Here is an 18,897-nt window from a genome sequence, read left to right as displayed (position 1 = left end):
TTGTCCGGATCCTTTATTGTCTATTAGAAAGCTTGACAATATCTTTGACCTGATCAATGGTCTGAATCAGGCGAAGGCTTGTCTCATTGATCGAAAGATAATAGACTTTATCTGCCAATGATTCTGTAAAAGGACGATTTGTGAGTAAGATCACCTGTTGTCCTTTTTCTTTCAGCTCTTTCGCCTTCTTTCGTACCTTTTGGTAAAAACTCTCATCGCAGATTTCTAGATCATCCACCAAGACACAAGCAGCATCCAAACTCAATGATTCATTGGTTCCGTTTTGGGTCAGATAATAGGCTGCTCCCGCTTTGACCTCATATAAGCCAGCTGATGGCTCAACCGGAAGAAAGGCTGGACTTGTCTCAGCCTCTATTCCTTTATCTAACTCCACTAGATTGGCCAAGACCTGCAAATAAACAGGTGCTAATTTACTCAAATCCAAGAGTTCCTCAAACTCAAAACCACGTTTCAAAGCTTCTAAGATATAGAAGAGCCGGTGTGGCATATGACGAGCAATTTTCTGGATTAATTCATCATCGCTCATTTCCTCAGGAAGGATGGTCAGCAAGTTCTTATCTTTAATGGTTTCTAGGGCTTGTTGATAAGCTTCATCGATTCTCTTCCCAAATCCATAAACTGCCCCATAAGAGTGAATTTGGGTATTGAGACGGGCATTTTTAGCAGCATCAGAAAAAATCGGGATCTTAAAGAAGATATAGTCCAAACTCGGTTCGTAAACAGCCTTTAGATCTTTTAATAGGGGATGAGGCAAATGCTCGAGAGACCGCCCTAATTGCAACTGTACTCCTTGCTCAAACAAGGAATAGCCCAAGCCCATAGAGGCCATCGAGATACTATCTGAAGCAAATGGATTAACTTCTAGGATATAAAAAGCATAGCTCGTCGGATCCAAAGCAAACTTGATCGAAATGGCTCCTGTCAGCTTCAAATAGCGACTGATGTGGATCGCTGCTTCACGAAGATTTTGAAACTCCCGGTCTGTCAGGGTGACCGCTGGCATAAATTGATAAGAGTCACTAGAGTGGATCCCGACAGGATCAATGCTTTCAATAGAGGCCGCCAGATAGTGATTGTCATCGCGATCGCGCATGACTACAAAATCCAATTCCTTAAAGCCATAGGTCGAAAATTCTAGCAAACACTGCTGACTTGGAGAGACCGAAAGTCCCGTTTCTACTGCTTCGCACAGATCATCCAGGTTATGAGCAATCTTTCGCCCCTGCCCTTGCTTACTCGCTACCGGCCAGATCATAATGGGAAATTGAATGCCTTCAGAAAACTCGATGGCTTCGCGAACCGAGCCAACCAGTGCGGAAGCGGGTACCTGATAGCCCAACTCTTGAAAGAGTCGTCGTTGATCCGCCTGCTGATAAAAGGTCCGGTAGCGTTGGAGGCTCGGTCCAATAATCCTAATCGATGCCTCTTTGAAAAATCCAGTTTCTTCCAATCGAAATAAGAGATTTAAAATCTGTTTATCCGCAAAAGCTAAGAGCAAGCGAGATCCAGTATAGGAAAGAAGAGTCGTCCTAAGAGCATCCAGCTTGAGCTTACTGACTACAACCTGTTCTCCAGCTTCTTGTGTGATAGCATTTTCTTCGCCCAGATAAAGGACAAGAGCATTCCCATCCTTGGCATTAAGTTTTTGTGCTTCCTTTACCGCAGCCAAGAGGCTAATATCCTGATAAGAATCTCCACATAGGAGAAGCAATTTCTGGTTTTCTTTCATCATTCCTTCTCCCTTCTACTTTCGTGAATTTTGGCATCAATCAATTCTAAAAATTCATCGTAAAAATAGAGATTTTCCCTTGGCCCTGGACTCGCATCCACTTGGAATTGAACCCCTAAAATCGGTTGGTAACGATGGCGAAAAGCTTCGATACTATGGTCATTGACGTTTTCATGCGTGACCAATAAATCATGGGGTAGGCTATCGCGTGCGATACTATACAAGTGATTTTGACTAGTCATCTCAATTTTTCCTGTCGCAATTTCACGAACAGGAATATTTAATCCGAAGTGTCCAACTTCCATGGGAGCTAGCTCCGCTCCATAAGCTTGAGCTAGTACCTGTGCTCCCAAGCCCATGCCCCAGATCGGAATTTGACCATTGATTTTTTGGATCAAGCGACAGAGTTTTTTCACCTGATGGGGATCTCCAGGCCCACTGGATAAAATAACGCCATCGGGCTGCTGTTCCATCAGTTCATCATAAGAGATGTCATAGGGATAGACCGTGACATTACAGTCCCTTTGACTCAGCTGGCGTAAGACAGAGTGTTTGACACCTAAATCAATCAAGGCAATACTCTTACCAAAACCCGGTACAGCATAGGCCGTTTTTGTCGAGACTTGACGCACTTGGTCTTTGGGAAGGACCGTTGCTCGCAACTGATCCAAGATATGCTCGATCGAATCCCCCTTGTTAATGACAGTCGCCTTCATCCGTCCATACTTGCGGACAATTTTTGCCACCTGTCTCGTATCAATCCCTACAATACCAGGGATTTTTTTTCGCTTCAAAAATTCATCCAAGGTCATCTGCTGCCGCCAATTGCTTGGCATCTCCACCAAATGCTGAACGACTACTGCTAAACAAGTGGGTGTAATCGATTCAGAATCGTCCCGATTGATCCCTGTTGCGCCAATAACTGGAAAGGTAAAAGAGAGTATCTGGCCACTAAAAGCCTGATCCGTGATCAATTCTTGATAACCAGTCATGGCTGTGGTAAAGACCAATTCACCCGTCACATATAGGTCTGCACCAAAGGCTTCTCCTTCAAATACAGTCCCATCCTCTAGGACCAATAATCGTTTCATCGAACCCCTCCCTTCTTTTACACTAATCCAATTTTATCATAGTTCCTCAAAAAAAGGAAAGTCAGATTCCATGTAGCTCTCTACTCTGTCCTCTTTCTTTCCTTTCAATGAATTGTCAGTTATCTTATTTTGCTCCGCGACCTTTAAGGACGGCTTCAATGATGGCCATACGGACAAAGACACCATTTGTCATTTGTTCTACGATACGTGATTTTGGTGCTTCTACCAAGTGGTCCGCAATTTCAACGTCACGGTTGACTGGTGCTGGGTGCATCAAGATCGCAGTATCTTTCATACGGTCATAACGTTCTTGTGTCAAACCGTGAAGACGGTGGTAGTTTTCTTTAGAGAAGAGTGATTCGTAATCATGACGTTCGTGTTGCACACGCAAGAACATCATCACATCTACATCTTCAATGACTTCATCGATAGTGACGAAGGTTCCATAGTCTTCAAATTCCGCACTTCTCCATTCGTCTGGACCTGCAAAGTAGAGGGTTGCTCCCAAACGTTTCAAGATTTGCATATTTGATTTTGCCACACGTGAGTGATCCAAGTCCCCAGCGATACAAACTTTCAAGCCATCAAAGTGACCGAATTCTTGGTAGATGGTCATCAAATCAAGCAAGCTTTGGCTTGGGTGTTGACCTGAACCGTCCCCACCATTGACGATAGATGCAGTGATCGTTGGGCTTTCAACCAATTCTTTGTAGTAGTCCACTTCAGGGTGACGGATGACGCAGACATCTACACCAAGAGCTGACATGGTCAAGATGGTATCGTAAAGTGTTTCCCCTTTGTTCACAGAGCTTGTCTTCACATCAAAGTCAAGGAGATCACATCCCAATTTCAACTCTGCCACTTCAAAGGCTTTGTGGGTACGAGTTGAAGGTTCAAAGAAAAGGTTTGAGATGATGTGTTGGTCTTCGTAGGCTGCTTTAGCTCCGTTTTTGAACTCAATCCCACGTTTGATCAATGCCATTACTTCTTCATTGGTAAGAGTTTCCATTGAGACAAGGTTTTTAAGAGCGATTTGATTTTCAGACATGTTGATTCTCCTTTTATAATGTGAATGCAAATAGTTTACAATTTGTTTAAGCTTCTTTGATGAGGACGCGGTCTTGACCGTCTAGCTCCACCATCTCGACAATGATTTCCTCTGACTTACTTGTCGGGATATTTTTCCCAACAAAGTCCGGACGAATCGGCAACTCCCGATGCCCACGGTCGACTAGAACCGCCAGACTCACTCGAGCAGGACGACCGTGACTGACCAAATTGTCAATGGCAGCGCGAATCGTGCGACCTGTATAGAGGACATCATCGATCAAAATGACTTCTCTATGAGCGATATCAACTGGTAAGACCGTCGTATCCTCTGTCGCCTTCATATCATCTCGGAAAGGCTTGGTATCTAGTTCTGCTACAGGGACATCGATTTGTTCCAGCTGAGAGAGGCGTTCTTGGATCCGGCGAGCGATGTAAACACCACGCGTCTTGATCCCCACCAGCACAATCTGGCTTAAATCTTTGTTTCGTTCAATGATTTCGTAAGTGATCCGGGTAATGGCCCGTTTCATCGTCAAATCATCAACGACTTCTTTGGTTTTCATTCAGTCCTCCTTAGTTGTAAAAGAAAAACCTCCTTTTTCAAGGAGGTTCAGCAAATGAATGGTCTAAGAGGATAGAGTCTCGCTCTATGGTCCTAGCCATTGTTTTTCACAGTCTCCTTGCCTGCCTCACGGGACAGGATTAAAGGATTTATTTAATTGAGATAACTATATCACAGTTTCAAACGACATGCAAGAAAAAACTCAACATTTTTCAAAAAAATTTAAAAATATTTCTTTTCGTCCGAATAACGTTCGGCTTTTACTCAGAAACAGCCGATTTTCGCTTAATATTTTTGATCCCATAGAGCACATAGCCAGCCAAGAGATAGGCGATAAAAATGATCACCACCCATTTGCCAACAAAGGCCCAGCCGTATTTATTAACATTGATAAAGAAATAGGCAAACGGACTATCTTTTGCACCTGGAATTGGCCACTTCAAGACCAAACCATTGAGAAGAGCAAAGAGCATGTAAGCCAGTGGAATCAAGGTCCAAAGGAAGGGATCGAGCTTACGGTATTGCTTGGCTTTATCAACCACTAGGGTATCAAAGAAGAACATCAAAGGAACGATGTAATGACAGAGGAAGTTTTCCAAACGATAAAACTTCTCAGGTGTCGCGATGGGTGCTAGCATAAAGTGGTAGATGACACAGGTGATCATAATAGACATGGTAACAGCCCCCTTCATACGAAGGTAGCCCTGAGTCTGGGTCGAACGACCTCGAACCATGCGCCAAACCATGTCTCCCATAAAGAACATGACCAACATGTTGGATAAAATGGTGTAATAGAGCATCATGCCAAAACCACCATGCTTGGTCAGTTGTAGATAAACGCCAAGTACACTCAAAATAAACAATAGAAAACGATAGCTAAATAATAGTTTGAATTTCATAGTATTCTCCTGAAAGAAAAGGGGCTAGGCCCTTCTTCTCATCTTTAGATTTTCTTCACAAATTCTGATTTGAGTTTCATTGCACCAAAGCCATCAATCTTACAATCGATGTTGTGGTCTCCTTCCACGATACGGATATTTTTCACGCGCGTACCTTGTTTCAAATCTTTCGGTGCACCCTTAACCTTCAAATCTTTGATCAAGGTCACCGTATCGCCATCAGCCAATTTGTTTCCATTGGCATCAATCGCTACGACACCCTCTTCTTCTTCGACCTCAGCTGGGTTCCATTCATACGCACACTCTGGGCACACCAAGAGCGCTCCATCTTCATAGACGTATTCAGAGTTACATTTTGGACAGTTTGGTAAGTTATTCATTTTTATCTCCTTATTCAAATTAACTTTCATAGTATACCATGAAAGCGAAAATTTGACAAATCCTGCTCGACTGTAGCATTTTCATGAAAAAAAGAGGCGACTTGGCCTCCCTACATGGATGATATTTCTCAATCTTCCTGCAATTCTTGAATATCTCGAATCACCCGCACACCTGCTTGATTCTTCTCGCGCAGTTCAGCATCAGAGTACGGGAAGGTATTGATCAAGATACTCTCCATCCCGATACTTTGGGCAACAGCGACATCTGTTGTAAAGTCATTCCCCACCATGACCGTTTTCTCAGGGTTCAACTGGTGTTCTTTCATCACTTCCAAGAGAAAATCTGGCTGAGGTTTTCGAATACCTGCATCAGACGACAAGTAAATGGCATGGAAAAGTTCTCTCAAGCCAACCAAATCAATCTCCGGATTGGTAAAAACTGCTTGAGCATTGGATAAGAGAAAGATTCGGCAACCTGCGGCTTTCATATCCTCTAATACTTCTTTCGTGTGAGGATAAAGCTCCAACCGTTTGCGAGAAAGGACACGGAAAGTCCGCGCAATCAAACGTCCCCACTCTTTGAGGTGGGAAACACTATTCCCGCTTGGATGACCTTCTAAATACAATTGCACAAAAATGACCGTCAGATCAATCTCTGGGTAGGCAACTTGTTTTTCCTTAGCCAAGTCTTCTTCGGCTTGTTGCACCAACTCTTTATAACGCAGTCGCAAGACTTCTCCTGTATAGCTTGCCCCGTAGGATTGGTAGATCTGAGCCATGGTATCCCATAAAATGGGACTCGACTCATCGGTTTCGATGTCGACCAAGGTTCCATAAAAATCAAAAATATAGTTTTTAAATGCGTACTTGTGCGGATTCATCTCTCACTCCCGTAACAAACATCGTAAAGGTTGCCTTGCAGACATTGGCCCCGTCTTGATTGGTAATATCGACATCCACTACTCGAGTCGTCCGTCCACTGTGGACACATTCGCCATGGATCGTGAGGACATCCCCCAGACGCCCTGCTTTCAAGTAATTGATCGAGGATTGCAAGGTCACCCCATCGACCCCTTGAGAAACCACGACCAACCCACTAACTTGGTCACACAGGGTAAAGAGATAGCCTCCGTGCGCATTTCCATAATAATTGAGAGATGATTCCACGACCTTGGTTGTCACCACTACATGACCATCTCTCATCTTTTCGATTTCGTAATTTTCAAATGCAGCAATTGCATCAAAGTGAAAATCTTTCATATTACTTGCCACCTTTTCTAGCATCTTTTCAACTCCTCTATCATACTACAATTAAGAAGCAGATACAAGCAAAGGGGCAATTCCTTAGAAGCAGAAAAGGAGACTCCAACTAAGTAAGAAGACGATACTAGGCACAATGTATTTTCTTGGGTGCTTCCAACATTCCCTCTTTAAATTCCATTTTCTTAAAGGGAAATAGATTTCAATAAGTAAGTGCAAAAAAGCTTCCACTACTGCTAGAATCATGACTCCTAGTAAAAATAGAATCCCCAAATTAGGCATGACCACCATTTTTAATAATAGAGCAACAAATAGATTCACAGCTAAGAAATAAGTCAGCAATACACGGTAATACATCAAGTAAAAGAACCGACTCTTAGGAAGTGACTTAACATGATCAATCAAATCTTTATCAGCGGAAATGAGAGTGGTTAATGGCGTATTGACAGAAGCAATCGTTAAAAGGATGATGATTTTTAATGGAGCCTCATAATCCTGTATCAGAATGAGAAGGAGGAAGATGAGAGTAAAGATAAAATTGATGGAAAAATAGCGCTCTTGAAACAAGGAAATCCAAAAATAATTTCCACTTCTTCTCTTTGAAACGAGCAGCTGATCATTTTTTGAAATCGCGATCAAGTCCTCATTTTTAAAAATAAAGACAGCAACGAGGGCTGAAAGTAAGATCATATAGGACACTTGTTGGACCCATAAAGAAGATACTGTGAGAACAGTCGTTACAAAAATGATACCCCCTCCTAGAAGACTTGGCCTGGTATTGAACTGGATAAAGACATATAACACACTTAGTATCACCAGTAAAGAAAGAAGGACGAGCTTAAAGGATTGTAGCAGGTCTAACCTGACTCCTAAAAAGAGGATCAATAACAGCACGCGCTCTAGTAAATTGAGAAGAAAGGTTACCGTCAGAAAAGACCCTTTAAAACGATTGAGAGACAAAGGAAGCTGGTAGTATGCTTGGACCCTGTCCATCGAAAAATAGGAATACAGTAATTGAAAGGTTGATAGAGCAGTAACAATAGCCGTACTGATCAGCAAGACTTGAAAGCTTGTAGAAAATTTTGCCCCAACAAGATGGTAATAAAGAGCAAAGGCTAAGGAAGTTAAGAACAAGAAGAGCCGATTTTTGGATACCAAATCTCTAAAAATAGCTAGTAGCATGCTCTACCCCCTCTGACGATTGACGTCACGAAACCAATCTTCTAAATTCGATTCGATCGCGTCTAGGTGACCATCTTCAATAGAATAAGCTGTATCACACACCCGAACGATACTCTCTGCGATATGCGAACTCATCAGAATAGAGCCTTCTTCTTTATACTGCAATAGCAAACCATATAGAAATTCTGTCGCATCAAAATCAAGGCCATCAAATGGTTCGTCCAAAATAAGGAGAGGAGTTTTGAGATAAAAAGCTGTGATCAAGAAGACTTTCTTCTTATTTCCCGTTGACAAACTACCAATGTCGATGTTGAGAAATTCTTCAAAATGAAAGCCTGAGATCAGGTCCTGCAATAACGTTTCATCTCTCTTTCGATGATACAAACGACAGACAAAATTAAAATAGTGAACAAAATCCCAGTTTAAAAAACTATTGTTTTCAGTAAAAACTGTATAGGTACGGCTCTTATAGAAATTCGTATGAAAAGAGGTTGCCTTGTCTTCTATGGTAACAGTCTCAACTGCATACTGCCGATGATCAAAAACACTACTTAAAGCTTTTAGCAAGGTTGTCTTCCCAGCTCCATTTCGACCAATCAACCCTACTACAGAATGATTGGGTACAAGCAAATTCGTGTCTTTTATAACGGGCTTGTCTTTTTTATACCAAACATTTAGCCCCTTGATGTTTAAACACTCACTCTTCATCGACGTACTCCTTTATATAGGTAATAAGCCCCAACCAAAAGCAACAGCAAAGCGTATAACCATTCCTTTTTAAAGGCAAAGACTAAGGCACCGATCAAGAAGCAAATTCCTATCAGGATTCTAAATTGTAATTTCATATCTTGCCTTCTTTCTATTCACAGTATGAAAGATTACAATTGTATTTTATGCTTATACTATAGTACTTTTTCTGAGCAGATTCAAGCACGAATAGAATATTCTTTCTTCTTTTACCTTACAAGCAAAAAAAGCTAGATCCCTCTAGCCCTTTGCTTAAAATCTTAATTTTTCCCAGCCGTCATCTGTCCGTTTGCGATAATAGTACTCGGACAAATCTGGGTCTTCCATCACTTCCAGCAAAGGAAGCATGTCGTAGGATAAATCCAACTTTTCTAATTGGTCTTTCTCAACCCAAGAAACTTCTCCTTCTTCAGATGATCTGAGTTGGCCTGAGAATCTTGTTGCCTTGTAGCAAAAGACAATATAGCGGCCTCCATCGTCTAATGGCCAATCTTTGACTGCGACGAGTTTTGGATCTGCAATTGTCAGTCCTGTCTCTTCGTAAACTTCACGAATGACGGATTCTGCAAGACTTTCACCTTCCTCGATATGACCTCCAGGAAAGGCATAGCCAGACCATTTCTTGTAACGCTCTGGCGAGCGGTATTGGAGGACTACTTTTCCATCCTTAGGATCTTCTACCAAACAAAGATTAGTAAGTACAGTAGATGTTGCGCGTGACATAAATTTCCTTTCTATGATATTAACAATTAATCAATATAAACCTTCTTTTGTATCTCTTTCTTCATCACAAAGGGATTTACCAGCTCATGGTATTCATCAAAAATATCCAAAAGAAAGCCTCTCTCAAAGACAATGGTCTTCTCTTTTAACGAATATTCCGAGTGAATTGTTACCGGACCATGGCCATCAAAGGTAAAGAACAACTCAATGAAAAATACCAGAATCACCATAGCAAAGAGACTCAAAAGAACACTAACAAGGTTCTTCCAATTTGGAGTATGTTTTCGATAGAAACGATACCAAATGTGACTAATAGCCGTCACAGCTCCAAGATACAGCCAGGGATTCCAAAGAAGTGGAGTAAATGCGTAGCCAAAGAATCCTAAAAGAAAATTAGCTAGCATGAAAAGTAAAAGAATAAGATACAGGATCCTAAACAGGTACAAATACTTTCCCATAATTGAGCTCTCCTATGTAAACATTGGTTCAAAGCTTAAAAAAACAGTAATCTTCTTATCTTAGATTATGATCAACAGAATATGGACTGCCAACCGTAGCCAATGATCAATTAGAGGCGTATCCGGATCACTTTTTTTGCTGTCTAATAATAGACTTAGTGATAACAATAGTAATGCAAGGGCAATAACAATTTTCAGAGATAGCATCATGCCGCCAAGAACAAGAGAGGCTAGAAAGCCAAAAAATGGCAAAGGAGAAAATAAAAATGCCAAAAAACTGAAATACATCATAATCAATGATAAAACCAATAAACCATAGACGACAATCTTCGTAAGAATAGAGACCTTTTTACCTTCATTTTTCATTTTTGATAGTGAATAAATGACATAGATCATATAGATAAAAAGTAGCATATTGAATCATTCCTATGTTTTATAGATTATGTTAATAGTTTAACCAAAAGCCAATCAAAATACAACAAAAGACACTAACTTATCAGTAGTCTCCAATCTCTGATCAAAGCTTCTTTACTTCTTCTGCTACCTTTTGAAGATGCTTCTCTCGCATGCTAGCGGTGTTCACATCGCGGCCGACTTCTCCCAAGATGCAGACGCGCTTGGTTTTGATCCCACAGTGGTTCAAGACTGCATTCTTCAAGACAGAGATACCATAACTATCCGGAATGTTGAGAGGGCCTGAAAAGATCTTGTACCACCAAGTAGGCGCCATGGAGGTCGCATAAATACTGGCCGTTTTCCCTTTGAGCAACTTCTTAAATTGCTTGCCTCTGAGGTAATTCCAGATAAAGCTTCCCTGATCATTGGCCGAGTATGCAATCCCAGGTGTAAAGACCCGATCGATCCAACCTTTCATGAGGCTCGGCATACTACTCCACCAGATGGGATAGACAAAGATCAGATGATCTGCCCACTGGATACATTCTTGAGAACTAAGGATAAAGGAATCTTCCTCCATCCGCTTTCGATAGCCGTAGCGAAGGACAGGATCAAAGTCCTCTTTATTGAGACTGATCACTTTAAGCTCGTGGCGATTTGAGTCAATAGTTTCAACAATGGTTTGAAAAATAGCCTGACAGTAACTTTCTTGATCCGGATGCCCATTGATGACTAGAATCTTCATTCGACTTCTCCTCCCTAATCCAAGGCCTTGACTTCCAACATCATATCGCGGATTTGTGCTGCCAACTCGAAATCAAGCACTTCGACGGCTTCTTGCATTTGGCCTTGCAGTTTCTTGACCAGTTCCTTGCGCTCTTGGCGGTTGAGACTGGTAATATCCACTTCCTTATCCTCTTCTTTGGCAACAGCCTTGGTAACAGAAATAAGATCACGGATTCCCTTTTTGATGGTTTGTGGGACAATGCCATGCTCTTCATTATAAGCCATCTGAATTTTCCGACGACGGGCTGTTTCATCGATGGCTTTTTGCATAGACTGGGTCATGGTATCCGCATACATGATGACATGACCTTCGCTATTACGGGCTGCACGACCGATGGTCTGGATCAGTCCGCGTTCATTACGGAGGAAACCTTCCTTATCCGCATCGAGGATGGCAACTAGGCTGACTTCCGGTACGTCAATCCCTTCCCGAAGCAGGTTGATTCCGACCAAGACATCAAAGACCCCTAAACGCAAATCACGAATAATCTCCGTCCTCTCTAGGGTTTTAATGTCCGAGTGCATGTATTTGACCTTGACTCCCATTTCTTTGAAGTAGTCGGTCAAGTCTTCCGCCATCTTTTTGGTCAAAGTCGTGACAAAGGTCCGCTCTCCACGTTCTACACGTGCATTGATCTCACCCAAGAGATCGTCCATTTGACCCATGGTAGGGCGTACTTCTACTTCTGGATCCAGAAGACCAGTCGGACGAATGATTTGCTCGATGACGGTGTCCGTTTGTTCCATCTCATAGTCACCTGGTGTCGCTGACACATAGACAATCTGGTGGACATGGCTTTCAAACTCCTCACGACGCAGTGGCCGATTGTCCAAGGCAGATGGCAAACGGAAACCATAGTTGACCAACATCTCCTTGCGTGAGCGGTCTCCATTGTACATGCCCTTGATTTGCCCCATGGTCATGTGGCTTTCATCGATCATGATGAGGAAATCTTCTGGGAAGAAGTCCAAAAGGGTGTACGGTGGCTCTCCTTCACTTCGGCCATCCATGTGACGAGAATAGTTCTCCACCCCGTTGGTGTAGCCCATCTCTCGCAACATTTCAATATCGTACTCTGTCCGTTGTTTCAAGCGTTGAGCTTCTAGGAGTTTTCCTTCTTTTTCAAAGACCTTCAACTGCTCTTCTAGTTCCGCTTGAATCTTGGCAATGGCTACTTCCATATGGTCATCATTGGTCACGAAGTGAGTGGCTGGGAAAATAGCCAAGTGGTCCACTTCACCAAGGACTTGACCCGTCAAAGCTTCAACCTCACGGATGCGGTCAATTTCGTCCCCGAAAAACTCCACCCGGAAGGCATGTTCATCACGCGAAGCTGGGAAAATCTCGACCACATCCCCACGAACACGGAATTTCCCCCGTTGAAAGTCGATGTCATTGCGCTCAAACTGGATATCCACTAGGTCATTAAGCAGTTTATCACGAGAAATCTCCAGACCTGGGCGCAGGCTGACCACGCTGTCCGAGTATTCTTTGGGAGAACCCAAACCATAGATACAAGAGACAGAAGCGACAACGATCACATCGTTACGCTCTAACAATGCTGATGTTGCTGAGTGACGAAGCTTGTCAATCTCATCATTGACCGAACTATCTTTTTCGATATAGGTATCGCTAGAGGGCACATAAGCTTCTGGCTGGTAGTAATCGTAGTAAGATACGAAGTACTCAACCGCATTCTCAGGGAAAAATTCCTTGAACTCTCCATAGAGCTGGCCTGCTAGGGTTTTATTGTGGGCAATGACCAAGGTCGGCTTATTGACCTGAGCGATGACCTGGCTCATGGTGTAGGTCTTCCCCGTACCAGTCGCCCCCATCAGGATCTGAGCCTTTTCTCCTCCCTCGATGTTATCCACCAGTTGCTCAATAGCCTGCGGTTGATCCCCAGACGGTTGGTATTTGGATACTAGTTTAAATTTGTTATCTGTTACTCGATTAATCATCTCTTTGTCCTCACATATATAGACCTTATTTTACCATAAATCACTAGAATTCTCTGAGATGAGGAATGAAAGGGAAAACAACATATTACAAAATAATTAATTGGACACAAATTAGAGCGAAAACTAAACAAGACTCTCGCAATTACTTCGAAAGTCTTGTCTTTTATTCTAAAACAATGCAATACGTAATAAACATCAGTGTCCATGATATACAAAATTAGCAAGGTTTGCTCATCAGTATTGTTTTTACGTGATCAATTTACTACTTAACTTCTTGATTCCTTACCAAGAGGTAGAGAGTTGCTCCAAATGAGCATACAAGTCCAATAACGTAAGTACAGAGTTGCAAATTGGAAGCACTACCTAAAATGGTATCCGCAACAATATTATAAAATAGATAACTAGTCAATGGTTCCACTACTCTTTCTATGAATGGTTGTACCAAAATAGGAAATAGCAGCAAAATAGCTAAACTCCCCATTGGACTTTTGAAAAAATAACTTAAGAAGTAAGAAATTAAAAAATATTGGATGGAGCCAATCAAATAGAAACTGAAAAGTTCTAAACTGACACCATTTTCGCTACTAAAAAAATGAAACCATACAAGCAGTACAATGAAATATAAGGTTGATTGGATTAGTACATCACATAACTCTACGAACAGGATCCTAATTGAACTTAAGATCCTTTTTCCGCTTACCAAATAAACCAGTTTTGTTTCGTGAGCTTGTAACTCAACAAATGCATTAACACACCCAATACTAACAGAGAGCATTGATGCAAAAACAAGAGCTTGCTTTATAGATAATTGTACAACAGTATCATTGATTGAAACTGGTAAAACACCTAAGAGACACACAAAACCTATAAAAAGTGACTGTATAGCTATCTGGTACTTTACGGGTTTTAAACTATATTTTTTGACAATAAGACTAAAAAATATTCTTGCCATTCTTCCTCCTCATTCGAATCATTTCTACAAGCATTATGAATACCAAGAACAAGATCCCTTCAACTACTAAAAGTGTAAATCCATACAATTGGCTCGTTTGAGTCCCTTCAATTCGGCCAAAAGCAAATGACTTTGCTCCAATCAAAGGCAAGAGATTTTCTATTTTAGAGGAAATTCCTCTTAAAATACCTGATAAAGTGATTACCAATAACAAAACGTCTGCAATTAATGAAGTCATTGATTTTTTCGTTACTATTACTAAGAGTAAAGCTAATAGAGTAAGAACGATTGCAAATATCATAACTCTTACCGTAACATCTAAGAACAAAGTCAATTCTAAATAATTCTTTAAAGTTGAATCCAGAAAAACGAGTAAAACAACAGCATTTACTATAGAAAATACTAAAGTAGAAAGTATCGATAAGACAACCGAACTTGCAATAAAACCAGTAAGACGAACTTTCCAGTTAGGAATCAATAACTGAGTAAAACTATCATCACCAAATTGGTAATGGGTTGAATAAACAAGTGAAACCAAGATTGGTAAGAAAATAACACTTGCTTGGTAGGGGGAAGATAAAAGAGCATCCCTGACTGTATAGACTGGATTCGATGATAGCATAGATGGATCAAGGTTAACAGCCTGTCCATTTCCTTCTACTAAAGCATTTATCACCTGGATATTTTGAATTGAAAAAAATATGCTGACTCCCAAAATAAGAAAAAAAGTGAATTTAAAAGTAGGTAAACTACAATATTTATAGAGGTCACTAAAAAAGGAACGCTTCAACATATTATTCACCTTCTTTCCCTTCGAGTGCCTTAAAATATGCCTCCTCAAAAGATCCAAACTGTTTCAAAATGTCTTTGGTAGGAGCATCAATAACAATCTTCCCATTAGAAATCCCAACCAAATGATCTACAGTTAATTCTAACTCACTCATATAATGACTTGTCATTAATACAGTCTTACCTTCATTGACAAAAGACTGCAAAAAATTGCGTACCCAGCGTATTCCTTCTGGATCTAGTCCATTGATTGGTTCATCTAAAATTAAGATGTCAGGATTTGCTAATAAGGCTGTTGCTAAACCAAGACGTTGCTTCATTCCTAATGAATAGTCTTTTACTTTTTTATTTTTAGCTTCACTTAACCCCACCAACTCTAAACATTCGTTGCACCTATTTTTGTCAACGCCACAAGCCAAGCCAATCCACCGAAGATGCTGAAATCCTGTTCTAGTTGGATAAGGTTGACAACTATCTAGGAATGATCCAACAATACAAAAAGGATTATCTCCCAATTGAGAGTATTTTTTTCCATCGATCAACGCCATTCCCATTTGACTATTTTCTAAACCAAGTAAAATTCTAATTAAAGTTGATTTTCCAGATCCATTCGGTCCAATCAATCCGGTAATCTCACCTTTTTTGGCTTTGAAAGACACGTTTTGAAGGACAATTTTATTATTATATTCCTTATGTAGCTTTTGAATTGTTATCATTCATTCTTTTTCCTTTCTGACTTTTAGTGAAATTCCACCTTCACTTGGAGCAAGTATAACAGGAGAAAATCAGGAAATTCTCAGAATAATTATTTTTTTCATTTTCAACAAATTGCATTCTAGATTTGCTATAATATGCTCATATAATTGGAGGAACTATGAAGTATAAAATTTTAGCCATTGACGATGATGAAAAAATCTTACGATTAATAGCGAATACATTAAAAGCGAACAACTTTCACGTGGAAACTCGTAAAAATATAGAGGAGATTAATATCTGTGACTTTACTGGATTCGATCTAATTTTACTTGACGTCATGATGCCTATTTCTGGTTTAGAAATCTGTCGTTCCATTCGTTCACAAATTACTACTCCAATTCTATTTCTAACAGCTAAAGATTTTGAAGAAGATTTACTAAAAGGAATACAAGCCGGAGCCGATGATTACATCACAAAACCATTCAGCATAAAGGAATTGATTGCAAGAATTCAAATGCATCTTCGGAGGGAAGAAAGATCTCACAACGCCTCTAAAGAAGAGATGGATTCAAATATAACTTTTTATCGAGATAGTCAAGAAGTTTATTATCAATCAAAGAGAATTTCATTAACCAAGCGAGAGTTTGATTTACTTTATCTTTTAGCAAAAAATGAAAACCGAATATTTAGCATAGAAGAACTTTACAATTATCTTTATCCTGTAGACTCTGATGCACAACTACGATCCATTACTGAATACATCTATCAAATCAGACAAAAATTTAAGATTCATCAAATTGATCCCATCAAAACAGTATGGGGAGGAGGATACAAATGGGAGGAGGATACAAATGGAAAAAGAATTGACAATCAAGCAACTCATTAAGCGTACCTACCTTAAAATCATTTGGCAATTTCTTCTATGTCTGATACTTTTTTACATAGTTCCAGCTCTTCTATCTTCTGTATCTGGAATCAATGAGAAAAATGCTAATCGCTTTGCTTTATTTTTTAGCGTCAGTTCTTGGATTTATCTTTGCATCATTTTAATTTTTATCATTGTAATAAATATTAGACAATTATTAACCAAGATTCAAAAAGAAATGAACATGGTTTATCATAGTGGACTATATTTCACCAAAAATGAACATCACCATTTGCAGATTAAAGAATTCATTGAAACAAACGATCTGATTGAAAAAATGCAATCTGATATAAAAAATAGAATTCAAAATGAAAAAGATCAAAAAAAAGAACTCATGTTTCAAGTATCTAGCGCTGCACATGATCTTCGTAGCCCTCTAACTGTTATCAGAGGAAATGCTGAATTCTTACAATCCACTGAGCAAACACCTCAAACAATGGAATGTCTAAAAGATCTTGAGCAAGCAAGCATTCAGTTAAACGATTATTTTAACCACTTTATCCAATATTCCAAAACCTTTTACGACCATGATATTCAACTTGAAAATATATCGATTCAACAATTAACTCATCAATTGAAGGAACATATTACTCCGTTACTCCCTAGAAGTACACAATTTGTTTTTTCAAATACAGTAACTCCATCAACACAAATTGCCATTCATTCCAATCTATTTTTTCGAGCAATCACCAATATTATTAATAATGCAATACAACATCAAAAAGAAAATGATGCAAAGATCCAGCTAACAATGTCACAAGAAAATAATCGATTAGTTCTAACCATATGGAATAATCAATCTACTTTTTCAAAAAATGTATTACACCATGCTGGAAATCTTTTCTATAAAGAGGACCAAGCAAGAACACCCTCTCAAGAAAGTCACTTTGGACTTGGTTTATCTTTCGTGAAACGCGTCATGAAACTTCATAATGGAACTATGCATTTAGAAAATATTCATAATGGTGCACAAGTCAAGCTAATCATTCCCATTATTATATAGAAAAAGCCGAACTCATCAATATGTGTTCGACTCAGAAGGCAGACAAACGTCATTTTTGGTGTTTGTCTTTTTCATATATGACTTTCAGACATTACACAGAGGTTAGTCATCAAACTTTTCTTTCCTCTCCCCTAAGCGATAGACAATCACTAGGGATACAAGAAGAACCAGAGTGGTGATGATTGATCCTTCTGCTCCAAATGCCCCTCCGGTCAACCAGTCAGGTCCATCTCCCATGGTAAAACTAAAGATAGACGCATCTGCGCCTGTGCCACTGACTTGAAAACCAAGGAGATTTCCTTGTACATAGTTCCAAGTTCCGTGTTGGGCGACCACTAGCCAGATACTATCCGTATAGATAAAAAGCAGACCAGCCAGCACTCCATCGAGGATGATATTCAGAACGGATAAGAAGGTCACTCCTGCATTTCCCATATGCAGAATGCCAAAGAGACTACTAGAAATCGCGATCGCTAAAGGCAGATTAGTTCTTGCAGCAATCCGAGTCAGAAGCCACCCTCGCGTCGCTACTTCCTCCGTCCCTCCTTGGAGGAGCCAAAATGGAAATAATCCTAGGATAAAAAGCAAGGGCTCTAAACTGAGCTCATTTAACACAAAAGACCCGATGCCACTTACTTGGTAGACAAGCGCGATCACTCCCATTTGAACAAGTGAAATCATGATCCCCCAGACTAGATACTTGAGCCAATTTCTTTTTACAAAGCCTAAGCTTGATAAAGCATTCTTCTCTATGACCTTCACCCAAAAAATAAAGAGAAATAGTATGATTACAAAACTGAAAAGCTCATAATAGAGAAGATAATGGTAGAAAAATTCTTGAATACTTGCTGTCCCATATCCTGGTGAAAAGAACTCCGCCAGAAAACCTATCACTAAGGAAAATGGTCCCACAAGTTCACTCCCAATCCAAAGTCCTCCTTCTATGAAGAGGGAGGCTAATAATATATAGAATAGTGTAGAAATAAGAACTGGCCATGAGGTGTTAGTTTTTATATCCTGAATCATCTTTCCTTTCTTCATGATCAACCTCCATTTATCTGATAGGTCCATTGTAGCAAAGAAAATCTAGAGCCGCAATATCGTTTCATGTTAGAAAACCTAACATGAAAACTCGATTTTTCTTGCAAAGCAAAGTCTTTTATGATATAATAGCTTTTGTAGAAAAACATAAGACCATTCATACTCGTTTTGGTATGAATGATTTGTTTTTTTAAGGCCATCCTTTGGTCAATGTGCTCATGGGTCAAATCCCCTAAGAGAAAGAA

The 18,897-nt window shown here is 40.1% G+C and carries 20 protein-coding genes; 2 read left to right on the top strand and 18 right to left on the bottom strand.

From position 1 onward, the window contains the following. Positions 1-13: 13 nt before the first annotated feature. The 17 genes from QM870_RS00885 to QM870_RS00805 all read right to left on the bottom strand — a co-directional run bounded on the left by QM870_RS00885 (position 14) and on the right by QM870_RS00805 (position 15,703). Positions 14-1,753, bottom strand: a complete 1,740-nt coding sequence (locus QM870_RS00885; RefSeq protein WP_414368113.1) for an ATP-binding protein — start codon at positions 1,751-1,753, stop codon at positions 14-16. Continuing rightward, entirely contained in the window at positions 1,750-2,841 is a 1,092-nt protein-coding gene (locus QM870_RS00880; RefSeq protein ID WP_414368111.1) for a carbamoyl phosphate synthase small subunit, read from the bottom strand. Before QM870_RS00880 ends, QM870_RS00885 begins: the two co-directional genes overlap by 4 nt. Before the next feature lie 124 nt (positions 2,842-2,965). Next, the gene (locus QM870_RS00875; protein WP_049488079.1) at positions 2,966-3,889 is read right to left on the bottom strand and encodes an aspartate carbamoyltransferase catalytic subunit; all 924 of its coding nucleotides are present in this window, start codon (positions 3,887-3,889) and stop codon (positions 2,966-2,968) included. Positions 3,890-3,935: 46 nt separating this feature from the next. Further along, entirely contained in the window at positions 3,936-4,454 is a 519-nt protein-coding gene (gene pyrR, locus QM870_RS00870; RefSeq protein ID WP_003001719.1) for a bifunctional pyr operon transcriptional regulator/uracil phosphoribosyltransferase PyrR, read from the bottom strand. A gap of 259 nt (positions 4,455-4,713) precedes the next feature. Beyond that, complete coding sequence (locus QM870_RS00865; RefSeq protein WP_414368108.1) at positions 4,714-5,352, bottom strand: Pr6Pr family membrane protein; 639 nt, start codon at positions 5,350-5,352, stop codon at positions 4,714-4,716. Positions 5,353-5,396: 44 nt separating this feature from the next. Next, positions 5,397-5,732 carry a zinc ribbon domain-containing protein YjdM gene (locus QM870_RS00860; RefSeq protein WP_003016288.1) on the bottom strand — a complete coding sequence of 112 codons (336 nt, stop codon included), beginning with the start codon at positions 5,730-5,732 and terminating at the stop codon, positions 5,397-5,399. 128 nt (positions 5,733-5,860) lie between these two features. Then, the gene (locus QM870_RS00855; RefSeq protein WP_277838722.1) at positions 5,861-6,613 is read right to left on the bottom strand and encodes an HAD family hydrolase; all 753 of its coding nucleotides are present in this window, start codon (positions 6,611-6,613) and stop codon (positions 5,861-5,863) included. Beyond that, positions 6,588-6,992 (bottom strand): PaaI family thioesterase, encoded by a 405-nt coding sequence (locus tag QM870_RS00850; RefSeq protein WP_003016342.1) that lies wholly within the window; start codon positions 6,990-6,992, stop codon positions 6,588-6,590. Before QM870_RS00850 ends, QM870_RS00855 begins: the two co-directional genes overlap by 26 nt. Before the next feature lie 84 nt (positions 6,993-7,076). Beyond that, positions 7,077-8,174 (bottom strand): hypothetical protein, encoded by a 1,098-nt coding sequence (locus QM870_RS00845; RefSeq protein WP_414368105.1) that lies wholly within the window; start codon positions 8,172-8,174, stop codon positions 7,077-7,079. A 3-nt stretch (positions 8,175-8,177) separates the two neighbouring features. Next, a complete protein-coding gene (locus QM870_RS00840) occupies positions 8,178-8,882 on the bottom strand; it encodes an ATP-binding cassette domain-containing protein (RefSeq protein ID WP_277838724.1) in 705 nt (234 codons plus the stop codon). A gap of 291 nt (positions 8,883-9,173) precedes the next feature. Further along, positions 9,174-9,644 (bottom strand): 8-oxo-dGTP diphosphatase, encoded by a 471-nt coding sequence (locus QM870_RS00835; RefSeq protein WP_414368101.1) that lies wholly within the window; start codon positions 9,642-9,644, stop codon positions 9,174-9,176. A 26-nt stretch (positions 9,645-9,670) separates the two neighbouring features. Then, on the bottom strand, positions 9,671-10,102 hold the full coding sequence (locus tag QM870_RS00830) for a hypothetical protein (RefSeq protein WP_414368098.1): 432 nt from the start codon (positions 10,100-10,102) through the stop codon (positions 9,671-9,673). A gap of 517 nt (positions 10,103-10,619) precedes the next feature. Next, positions 10,620-11,243 (bottom strand): NAD(P)H-dependent oxidoreductase, encoded by a 624-nt coding sequence (locus tag QM870_RS00825; protein WP_414368096.1) that lies wholly within the window; start codon positions 11,241-11,243, stop codon positions 10,620-10,622. Positions 11,244-11,257: 14 nt separating this feature from the next. Then, complete coding sequence (gene uvrB / locus QM870_RS00820; protein WP_414368093.1) at positions 11,258-13,246, bottom strand: excinuclease ABC subunit UvrB; 1,989 nt, start codon at positions 13,244-13,246, stop codon at positions 11,258-11,260. A gap of 262 nt (positions 13,247-13,508) precedes the next feature. Next, entirely contained in the window at positions 13,509-14,198 is a 690-nt protein-coding gene (locus tag QM870_RS00815; protein WP_023918263.1) for a hypothetical protein, read from the bottom strand. Continuing rightward, positions 14,179-14,991, bottom strand: a complete 813-nt coding sequence (locus tag QM870_RS00810; RefSeq protein WP_023918265.1) for a hypothetical protein — start codon at positions 14,989-14,991, stop codon at positions 14,179-14,181. Before QM870_RS00810 ends, QM870_RS00815 begins: the two co-directional genes overlap by 20 nt. Before the next feature lies 1 nt (position 14,992). Next, positions 14,993-15,703 (bottom strand): ABC transporter ATP-binding protein, encoded by a 711-nt coding sequence (locus QM870_RS00805; RefSeq protein ID WP_023918267.1) that lies wholly within the window; start codon positions 15,701-15,703, stop codon positions 14,993-14,995. Positions 15,704-15,861: 158 nt separating this feature from the next. On the opposite strand from QM870_RS00805, the gene QM870_RS00800 reads away from it, so the two are divergent. Then, positions 15,862-16,569, top strand: a complete 708-nt coding sequence (locus QM870_RS00800) for a response regulator transcription factor (RefSeq protein WP_414368089.1) — start codon at positions 15,862-15,864, stop codon at positions 16,567-16,569. Continuing rightward, positions 16,535-17,611: a sensor histidine kinase gene (locus QM870_RS00795; protein WP_023918271.1), complete on the top strand. Its 1,077-nt coding sequence runs from the start codon at positions 16,535-16,537 to the stop codon at positions 17,609-17,611. Before QM870_RS00800 ends, QM870_RS00795 begins: the two co-directional genes overlap by 35 nt. A gap of 102 nt (positions 17,612-17,713) precedes the next feature. Here the strand turns inward: QM870_RS00795 and QM870_RS00790 are convergent, their stop codons facing one another. Next, positions 17,714-18,652, bottom strand: coding sequence for a CPBP family intramembrane glutamic endopeptidase (locus QM870_RS00790; RefSeq protein WP_414342496.1), 939 nt, complete (start codon positions 18,650-18,652; stop codon positions 17,714-17,716). Positions 18,653-18,897: the final 245 nt, after the last annotated feature.

It is taken from the genome of Streptococcus parasanguinis, assembly GCF_047463195.1.
Taxonomy (GTDB): Bacteria; Bacillota; Bacilli; order Lactobacillales; family Streptococcaceae; genus Streptococcus; species Streptococcus parasanguinis_R.
Note: the sequence above shows the minus strand (reverse complement) of the source record. Positions and strands in the feature narration are given on the sequence as shown.

Bases quoted from the DNA above. Each gene is read 5' to 3' on its own strand.
- QM870_RS00885 (WP_414368113.1), bottom strand. From the start codon at position 1,753: ATGATGAAAGAAAACCAGAAATTGCTTCTCCTATGTGGAGATTCTTAT.
- QM870_RS00880 (WP_414368111.1), bottom strand. From the start codon at position 2,841: ATGAAACGATTATTGGTCCTAGAGGATGGGACTGTATTTGAAGGAGAA.
- QM870_RS00875 (WP_049488079.1), bottom strand. From the start codon at position 3,889: ATGTCTGAAAATCAAATCGCTCTTAAAAACCTTGTCTCAATGGAAACT.
- pyrR (WP_003001719.1), bottom strand. From the start codon at position 4,454: ATGAAAACCAAAGAAGTCGTTGATGATTTGACGATGAAACGGGCCATT.
- QM870_RS00865 (WP_414368108.1), bottom strand. From the start codon at position 5,352: ATGAAATTCAAACTATTATTTAGCTATCGTTTTCTATTGTTTATTTTG.
- QM870_RS00860 (WP_003016288.1), bottom strand. From the start codon at position 5,732: ATGAATAACTTACCAAACTGTCCAAAATGTAACTCTGAATACGTCTAT.
- QM870_RS00855 (WP_277838722.1), bottom strand. From the start codon at position 6,613: ATGAATCCGCACAAGTACGCATTTAAAAACTATATTTTTGATTTTTAT.
- QM870_RS00850 (WP_003016342.1), bottom strand. From the start codon at position 6,992: ATGAAAGATTTTCACTTTGATGCAATTGCTGCATTTGAAAATTACGAA.
- QM870_RS00845 (WP_414368105.1), bottom strand. From the start codon at position 8,174: ATGCTACTAGCTATTTTTAGAGATTTGGTATCCAAAAATCGGCTCTTC.
- QM870_RS00840 (WP_277838724.1), bottom strand. From the start codon at position 8,882: ATGAAGAGTGAGTGTTTAAACATCAAGGGGCTAAATGTTTGGTATAAA.
- QM870_RS00835 (WP_414368101.1), bottom strand. From the start codon at position 9,644: ATGTCACGCGCAACATCTACTGTACTTACTAATCTTTGTTTGGTAGAA.
- QM870_RS00830 (WP_414368098.1), bottom strand. From the start codon at position 10,102: ATGGGAAAGTATTTGTACCTGTTTAGGATCCTGTATCTTATTCTTTTA.
- QM870_RS00825 (WP_414368096.1), bottom strand. From the start codon at position 11,243: ATGAAGATTCTAGTCATCAATGGGCATCCGGATCAAGAAAGTTACTGT.
- uvrB (WP_414368093.1), bottom strand. From the start codon at position 13,246: ATGATTAATCGAGTAACAGATAACAAATTTAAACTAGTATCCAAATAC.
- QM870_RS00815 (WP_023918263.1), bottom strand. From the start codon at position 14,198: ATGGCAAGAATATTTTTTAGTCTTATTGTCAAAAAATATAGTTTAAAA.
- QM870_RS00810 (WP_023918265.1), bottom strand. From the start codon at position 14,991: ATGTTGAAGCGTTCCTTTTTTAGTGACCTCTATAAATATTGTAGTTTA.
- QM870_RS00805 (WP_023918267.1), bottom strand. From the start codon at position 15,703: ATGATAACAATTCAAAAGCTACATAAGGAATATAATAATAAAATTGTC.
- QM870_RS00800 (WP_414368089.1), top strand. From the start codon at position 15,862: ATGAAGTATAAAATTTTAGCCATTGACGATGATGAAAAAATCTTACGA.
- QM870_RS00795 (WP_023918271.1), top strand. From the start codon at position 16,535: ATGGAAAAAGAATTGACAATCAAGCAACTCATTAAGCGTACCTACCTT.
- QM870_RS00790 (WP_414342496.1), bottom strand. From the start codon at position 18,652: ATGAAGAAAGGAAAGATGATTCAGGATATAAAAACTAACACCTCATGG.